This is a genomic window from Bacillus sp. AFS029637 (assembly GCF_002584985.1).
GTDB lineage: Bacteria > Bacillota > Bacilli > Bacillales > Bacillaceae_G > Bacillus_A.
The window spans coordinates 112,530-118,529 of the sequence record NZ_NUPZ01000035.1 but is presented as its reverse complement, the minus strand read 5'-3'; the positions used below and the strand labels follow the sequence as shown (position 1 = coordinate 118,529).

9 protein-coding genes and 1 pseudogene are annotated in these 6,000 nt (G+C 35.1%); 3 read left to right on the top strand and 7 right to left on the bottom strand.

Going from position 1 to position 6,000, the window contains the following annotated elements; translation table 11 throughout:
• Positions 1 to 57: 57 nt before the first annotated feature.
• Positions 58 to 792 (bottom strand): MBL fold metallo-hydrolase, encoded by a 735-nt coding sequence (locus COE49_RS18970; RefSeq protein WP_088232598.1) that lies wholly within the window; start codon positions 790 to 792, stop codon positions 58 to 60.
• Between the two features lie 180 nt (positions 793 to 972).
• On the opposite strand from COE49_RS18970, the gene yhfH reads away from it, so the two are divergent.
• Positions 973 to 1,101, top strand: a complete 129-nt coding sequence (gene yhfH / locus COE49_RS18965) for a protein YhfH (protein WP_000567011.1) — start codon at positions 973 to 975, stop codon at positions 1,099 to 1,101.
• A gap of 38 nt (positions 1,102 to 1,139) precedes the next feature.
• Here the strand turns inward: yhfH and COE49_RS18960 are convergent, their stop codons facing one another.
• A complete protein-coding gene (locus tag COE49_RS18960) occupies positions 1,140 to 2,153 on the bottom strand; it encodes a LacI family DNA-binding transcriptional regulator (protein WP_000103723.1) in 1,014 nt (337 codons plus the stop codon).
• A gap of 196 nt (positions 2,154 to 2,349) precedes the next feature.
• Between COE49_RS18960 and COE49_RS18955 the strand changes: the two genes are divergently transcribed.
• Together COE49_RS18955 and COE49_RS18950 are read left to right on the top strand one after the other, a co-directional pair.
• The gene (locus COE49_RS18955; RefSeq protein WP_088232599.1) at positions 2,350 to 3,291 is read left to right on the top strand and encodes a helix-turn-helix transcriptional regulator; all 942 of its coding nucleotides are present in this window, start codon (positions 2,350 to 2,352) and stop codon (positions 3,289 to 3,291) included.
• Between the two features lie 91 nt (positions 3,292 to 3,382).
• Positions 3,383 to 3,883, top strand: coding sequence for a DinB family protein (locus COE49_RS18950; protein WP_088232600.1), 501 nt, complete (start codon positions 3,383 to 3,385; stop codon positions 3,881 to 3,883).
• 135 nt (positions 3,884 to 4,018) lie between these two features.
• On the opposite strand, the gene COE49_RS18945 is transcribed toward COE49_RS18950, so the two are convergent.
• The 5 genes and pseudogenes from COE49_RS18945 to COE49_RS18930 form a co-directional block, all read right to left on the bottom strand.
• Positions 4,019 to 4,528 (bottom strand): GNAT family N-acetyltransferase, encoded by a 510-nt coding sequence (locus COE49_RS18945; protein ID WP_088232601.1) that lies wholly within the window; start codon positions 4,526 to 4,528, stop codon positions 4,019 to 4,021.
• Positions 4,529 to 4,592: 64 nt separating this feature from the next.
• Positions 4,593 to 4,898: a DUF2087 domain-containing protein gene (locus COE49_RS18940; protein WP_141555280.1), complete on the bottom strand. Its 306-nt coding sequence runs from the start codon at positions 4,896 to 4,898 to the stop codon at positions 4,593 to 4,595.
• Between the two features lie 4 nt (positions 4,899 to 4,902).
• The gene (locus tag COE49_RS18935; RefSeq protein ID WP_098946003.1) at positions 4,903 to 5,136 is read right to left on the bottom strand and encodes a hypothetical protein; all 234 of its coding nucleotides are present in this window, start codon (positions 5,134 to 5,136) and stop codon (positions 4,903 to 4,905) included.
• A 144-nt stretch (positions 5,137 to 5,280) separates the two neighbouring features.
• A pseudogene (locus tag COE49_RS28505) lies at positions 5,281 to 5,352 on the bottom strand (YhgE/Pip family protein); the annotation flags it as partial.
• Positions 5,353 to 5,408: 56 nt separating this feature from the next.
• Positions 5,409 to 5,981 (bottom strand): TetR/AcrR family transcriptional regulator, encoded by a 573-nt coding sequence (locus COE49_RS18930; RefSeq protein WP_088232604.1) that lies wholly within the window; start codon positions 5,979 to 5,981, stop codon positions 5,409 to 5,411.
• Between the last annotated feature and the right edge of the window lie 19 nt (positions 5,982 to 6,000).

Here is a 6,000-nt window from a genome sequence, read left to right as displayed (position 1 = left end):
TAAATAAATCGTAACAGTTAATTACCCTTTATTATCAATAAATAACATCATATCACCTCATGAGTTCCATACGTAGCCACTATGCGCTAACGTAATATGGCCACTGAAAATTTGTTTTGCTTCTGTTACTAAATCGGATGGATTACCTGTATGCGGTAAGTGCGTTAATAAAAGTTCTTTTACATTCGCCTCTTTCGCAATACTTGCTACTTCTGTACTATTCATATGCCCCGCTTTTGCAGCCTCTTGATGTGCATACATATTACACTCACAAATGAAAAGATCAGCATCTTTCGTGAATGGAATAAATTCAGGAATATAACTAGAATCAGCGCTGTATACTACGGTATTATCTCCAGCTGTAATACGCATCGCAAAGCATGTAACAGGATGAACGGTTTTTAAAAATGAAATAGAAAACGGTCCAACTTGAAGTGTTTCTTCTGGGTTGTACGCGATTCCTTTCGTATGTGGTTCATGCGTTAAAGAATGGAACCCATTCTCATCAAACGTATGACCGTATATCGGTAACTCCGGTAGTTGTCCTTTTGCTACACTCGTAATTAATCTCGCATATTGCAATACCCCAATATCTGCAACATGATCGTGATGATAGTGCGACAATACAACTGCATCTATATTAGACGGTGTTATATATTTTTGAAGCTGTGCTAGTACACCACTACCACAGTCTACAAGTAAACGAAAACCATCGTGTTCAAACAAATACCCCGACGTTGCTTCTCCCGCTTCTGGAAAGCCGCCCCAAAAGCCGACAACAGTCATTTTCATATGTATCCATCCTTTCTAAAACCGAGTAGGAATGCAGTTTTTACTTACATCCTACATTGTTAACTATAATCCATTTCCTAAACTTTTTCATTAATTTTCAATTTTGTTATAAAACAGTTGTTGACTTTTGTTTTTTGTACTAATACAATGATAGTAAGAAATGGAAATGGAGGGATTGACATGATCGATCAACCAATGGAGTTTTTCAGAAATTTACCGACGAAAACTTGTGCGAATTGCGGGAAAGAAATTGATGAGCAGCACGAAGCATACCATAACAAATGTGACGATTGCGTTCACGAAGAATAGTAGTTTGTGAACAGAAAAAACCTAGCAGACATAGTCTACTAGGCTAATAACATCGTATCCTTCATCGTTGAACCTTTCACCAAGAGCTCCAGTTCAAACTCATACAATTCTTTTTTTCTATAATTTTTCGTATGGATTTTATCCATCATCAGGTCGACAACTTTTCGAGCCATCTCATCGATTGGCTGTTCAATTGTCGTAATACCTGGCTCTGTAATCTGCGCTAAAATTTGATTATCAAAACCGATAACAGCGAGATCATCTGGAATGCTCCAGTCATGGCGTTTCGCCTCTGAAATAATTCCAGCTGCTACCTCGTCGCCTCCTGCCAAAATCGCGGTAGGATTTTTTTTGTCCTTTAATACTTCATGGAATATTCTCTTTCCATCATCCCAAGAGAAAGCGTTTTCAAGAAAATCGATCGCTTCCACTTCTCTACTCTTTTCAGTAATCGCACGCAAAAAGCCCATTTTTCGCTGTTGGCTAACAACTTTGGTTTCGTTACCACGGCAAAAAATAAGATTACGATACCCTTGTTCTAACACATGCTTGGCAGCTATGTATGCCCCTTGCGCATGATCAAACTTCACTGTTGGAACATTTGCTTCCTCAATATATTCATTACATAACACGATTGGACCGTGTTGCAAGTATGGCTCTACATCTTCCCACGGATTTTCTAGTGAACATAGAATAATCCCATCTACTTGTTTCGTAGATAATAATTGTAAATACTCCATCTCTTTTTCCGGTAAATATCTTGTTTGACAAATAATCAGTTTATATTTATGTTCAGAAGCAGCAATCTCGATTGCTTCAATAAATCGACTGAAGAAAGGATTTGTAATCCTTGGAACTAGCACCGCAATTGTTTCCGTTTTTTGTTTACGAAGTCTTCTCGCCGCGGAATTAGGAACGAATCCTAAATGCTTCATTGCTAATTGAACCCTTTTTTTCTTCTCATCTGAAACATATGGATGATTATTAATCACCCTAGAAACCGTTGTCCTTGATAACCCCGCTAATTTCGCCACGTCCTCGATAGTCGACACGAAATTCTCCCCCTTTGCATGAAAACGTTTTCTTACTCTGATTATATAGTATATTATTGGAAACCGCAATATAGGTTCTTACGATTTTACTATATTAATATTATACATAGGGAAAAACTTGTTAATGGGAGGGGAATTTATTCTGCTTTTAGAAGTTTATAGTAGGCCTATTTATAATTATAAAGGATGATATTTCATGAATCGGACAGATCGTTTATTAGCTATATTAATTGAATTACAAAGAAGACAAACTGTTACAGCACAAAGCTTAGCTGAAAAATTTGAGACAAGTATAAGAACTATTTATCGAGACATGGATGCACTTAGTGAATCTGGCGTCCCACTTTTCGCAATGCCCGGCCACGGTTATTCATTAATGGATGGGTATTTCTTACCACCTATTCAGCTTACACCTGAAGAAGCTGTTACTCTTTTATTAGGCGGTGATTATATCGAAAAAACTTTCACTTCTTCTTTTTCTGCACATGCCCAATCAGCAAAAGAAAAACTTGAAATTGTCCTCCCTGCTGATCAAAAAAAGAAGGTTCGGGAATTACAAGGAACTTTCCGTTTCCTTTCTCCTATATTTTCACACAAAGGATCTGGACAAGAAAAACTTGAAAATCAACTTATCCTCTTACAAGAGTCTATTCAAAAAGAACAAACTATCTCTTTTTCTTATCGTAAGCCAAGAGAAACTGCAAAAATAAAGCGGACCGTTCATCCTTACGGTTTAGTTAATATTTCAGGAATTTGGTACATCGTTGCCCATTGTTTACTTCGAAAACAAATACGTAATTTCCGTTTAGATCGTATGGATACATTGCAGCAAGAGCAAAAATTCTTTACAAAACCGAAAGACTTTTCTTTGCAAGACTATCAACCTGAAAGCAATCGTACTGTTACAATTCATTTATTGTTCCCATCTCATATTGCACATAAAATTATTGAATCACGATACTTTTTTATAGATTCATACGAACATAAAGATAATGGTTTTCATGTTTTTTTGAAATCAAGAAGCATAGATGAAATATTTCAATGGGTATTGAGCTGGGGGAGCCAAGTGCAAGTACTTGAGCCAAACGTTCTTTCTGAGAAAATTCGTGATGAAGCAAAAAAAATGTTAAAACTTTAAATTTTTATTTTACTACTGACATAATGTTGTCAGTAGCCCTCCTTTATTGTGGGTATTAACAAATACATTTTCATAAAAAGGAGTTAACAATATGAAGAAATTCGAGGAGTTAGCAACATATTACATAGAGGAATTAGAAAAATACTCTATAGAACAATTTAGAATGAAGCCTTCTAGTGAAGAATGGTCTCTCGGTCAAATGTATAATCATTTAATTGCCTCTACATACATGCAGTTAGATGCGATTGCAAAATGTAAAACTGAAACACCATCAGTAACTAGTACGAAAACGGATATGGGTGAAAAAGTATATAAACTTGGTACTTTCCCAGATATACAAATAAAAGTACCCGGTCATCCTGGATATACACCCGAAAACCCAGCTAACAAAGAAGGCGTACAAAAACAATTTCTAGAATTAATTACAGTTGTAAAACATACAGAACCAACACTCCCTTCTATTGCAAGTGACTGTAAGGTCGAGCATCCTGGGCTTGGTTACTTAAATGCTGCAGAATGGTTCCAGCTTATTTCTATGCATTTTGCGCATCATCTTCGTCAGAAAGATCGACTGGAACTGAAGGTTTGCTAAGAGTTAACATTTCCACTAAAAAGAAACTGCCACTATTGGCAGTTTCTTCACTAAAATATTCACTTACTATATGACTACTCATAAAATCCCGTATCCAAGCATGTTACCTTGCTACTAACCGAAGACCTCTCTTTTTTATTGAATATAAAACCCCATCAATACGTCATCTCCATACGATCCATCTTCATATTTAATTTGCTTTCTTTGTCTTCCTTCTTCTACAAATCCCATACGTTTATACACCTTAATCGCGCGGTCATTAATAGAAACTACGCCTAAACAAATTTTCTCTAAACCTTTCTGCCCTTTAGCCCAACTAATAAGAAATTCAATTAGCTTCGTACCAATGCCCTGATTACAGTACACCTCTCTAATCCCCATTCCCATTGTGCCTGCATGTCGTAAACGTTCTAGTTCATATCGATTGAAAAGTAAAAAGCCAACTACTTTACTATCTACTTCATAAACTATGTAAAGATTACCTTTTTCATTGCTTTTCCGTATCTTTTCTCTTTCTGCATCAATATCATTTTGTAATTGATTTGGAGACACTATGAAAAACTTTGTAGTAGCCTCCGATAATATAATTTCTTTTCTAATATCCATAATGGACTCCGCATCAACCTCTTTTGCTAATCGTATCACTGAATCACCTCGTACCTTTTACTACAAAGATGAATAGATAACATAAGGTCTCCCCACTGATTCATTATTTTAACTCCTCCCACTTCGTCCAAACTTCTCTCCCGTTTATGTAGTACATATTATCCTCTCTGTCCATAAACCCATGTACAATAAATTCGCGTCTAATTGTACAAAAATCCTCATGATATTGTTTTATAAATGTATTCATTTCTTTTTCCGTATACTGATTTTCAGCGTTTAATTTGCTAACTAAATGCTCTAGCAATACTAGTTTTTTCTTTTTTTGACCTGGAATCGATTTTAGGCGGTCTTCTTTATCGAAAAAGTTACGAATGGTCGTATCTCTGAATTTCATTTCACTTTCGGTCATTTTGTTACCCTCCATCGGTTTTTCTATAATAAAATTCCACTTTTTTCTTCATTCTTTCACTTACAACATCAATAACGTAATATCCACTAATTAACACATAGTAGAATAAAAGGATTCCCAGTGTATCTTTCATACTTGTATATTCTTCTTTATGAAACAAGATAGGTGAAAGGGCAAAAATGAGGAAGAAAATGAGTGGATACAAGAAAAAATAGTAAGTAAGATTTTCTTTCATCATATCAACTCCTCTCTTCTATGTTTCTCTGTAAATTGTTGTAATTCCTTTACTTTTATTTCTAGAGATTTGGGAAGTATTTGTATACGAACTACAGAAAAGATGTCCTGCACTGCAATAAAAAAAGCACCAAAAAGGTGCTTTTCTCTACGCTTCAACCGATTGATTTTCAGCAATATTTTTAAATTGTCGTTTGTGTATCCAAGTTAATGAAGCAATTGCTCTATGACCACTTTGTTCATATGCCCATTTTTCATCAGAAGAAAAGGATTATCTTAATTTGACAATCCTTTTAATAAATACAGTTCAAATAACTCTGCAATTTTTTCTTTTTCTAACGGTTCATGATTTTTTTCCCAATCAAAAATAAGCGATACGTATAGGCGAAGCATAATAAATGCTGTAATTTCTGGATCGCATTTGCTAATTTCACCTTTTTCAATCGCCATTTCTAAATACGATTGAATAACAGAAACGATTTCCACATCAACTTGTTGCATCACTTCTTGTACTTCTTTCGTTCCCATATCGCGCTCTTCTTGAATTAATTTAATCATGAGCTGATGTTCTTTTCTAAATTCTAATATGCTATATAATGCTCTATGTACATTTTCAAAAAATGAAATATCTGGACGAATTGCATCTTTTGCAACTTGCCTCATTTCTGTAATTAAATTAGAAATAATTTCGCCAAATAGCTCTTCTTTATTTTTGAAAAAAGTATAAATTGTTCCTTTTCCTACATTCGCTAATTTCGCTACTTGATCCATCGTTGTTGCTTTATAACCGAACGCTGAAAAAGACTTTGTTGCAGCTTCAATAATAGAACGTTTTCGATCTATCGCCACATCGTCACCTCCAAAAATG

Excerpts from the sequence above, each read along its gene's own strand:
- COE49_RS18950 (WP_088232600.1), top strand. The coding sequence starts at position 3,383 with ATGAAGAAATTCGAGGAGTTAGCAACATATTACATAGAGGAATTAGAA.
- COE49_RS18935 (WP_098946003.1), bottom strand. The coding sequence starts at position 5,136 with ATGATGAAAGAAAATCTTACTTACTATTTTTTCTTGTATCCACTCATT.
- COE49_RS18940 (WP_141555280.1), bottom strand. The coding sequence starts at position 4,898 with ATGACCGAAAGTGAAATGAAATTCAGAGATACGACCATTCGTAACTTT.
- COE49_RS18970 (WP_088232598.1), bottom strand. The coding sequence starts at position 792 with ATGAAAATGACTGTTGTCGGCTTTTGGGGCGGCTTTCCAGAAGCGGGA.
- yhfH (WP_000567011.1), top strand. The coding sequence starts at position 973 with ATGATCGATCAACCAATGGAGTTTTTCAGAAATTTACCGACGAAAACT.
- COE49_RS18955 (WP_088232599.1), top strand. The coding sequence starts at position 2,350 with ATGAATCGGACAGATCGTTTATTAGCTATATTAATTGAATTACAAAGA.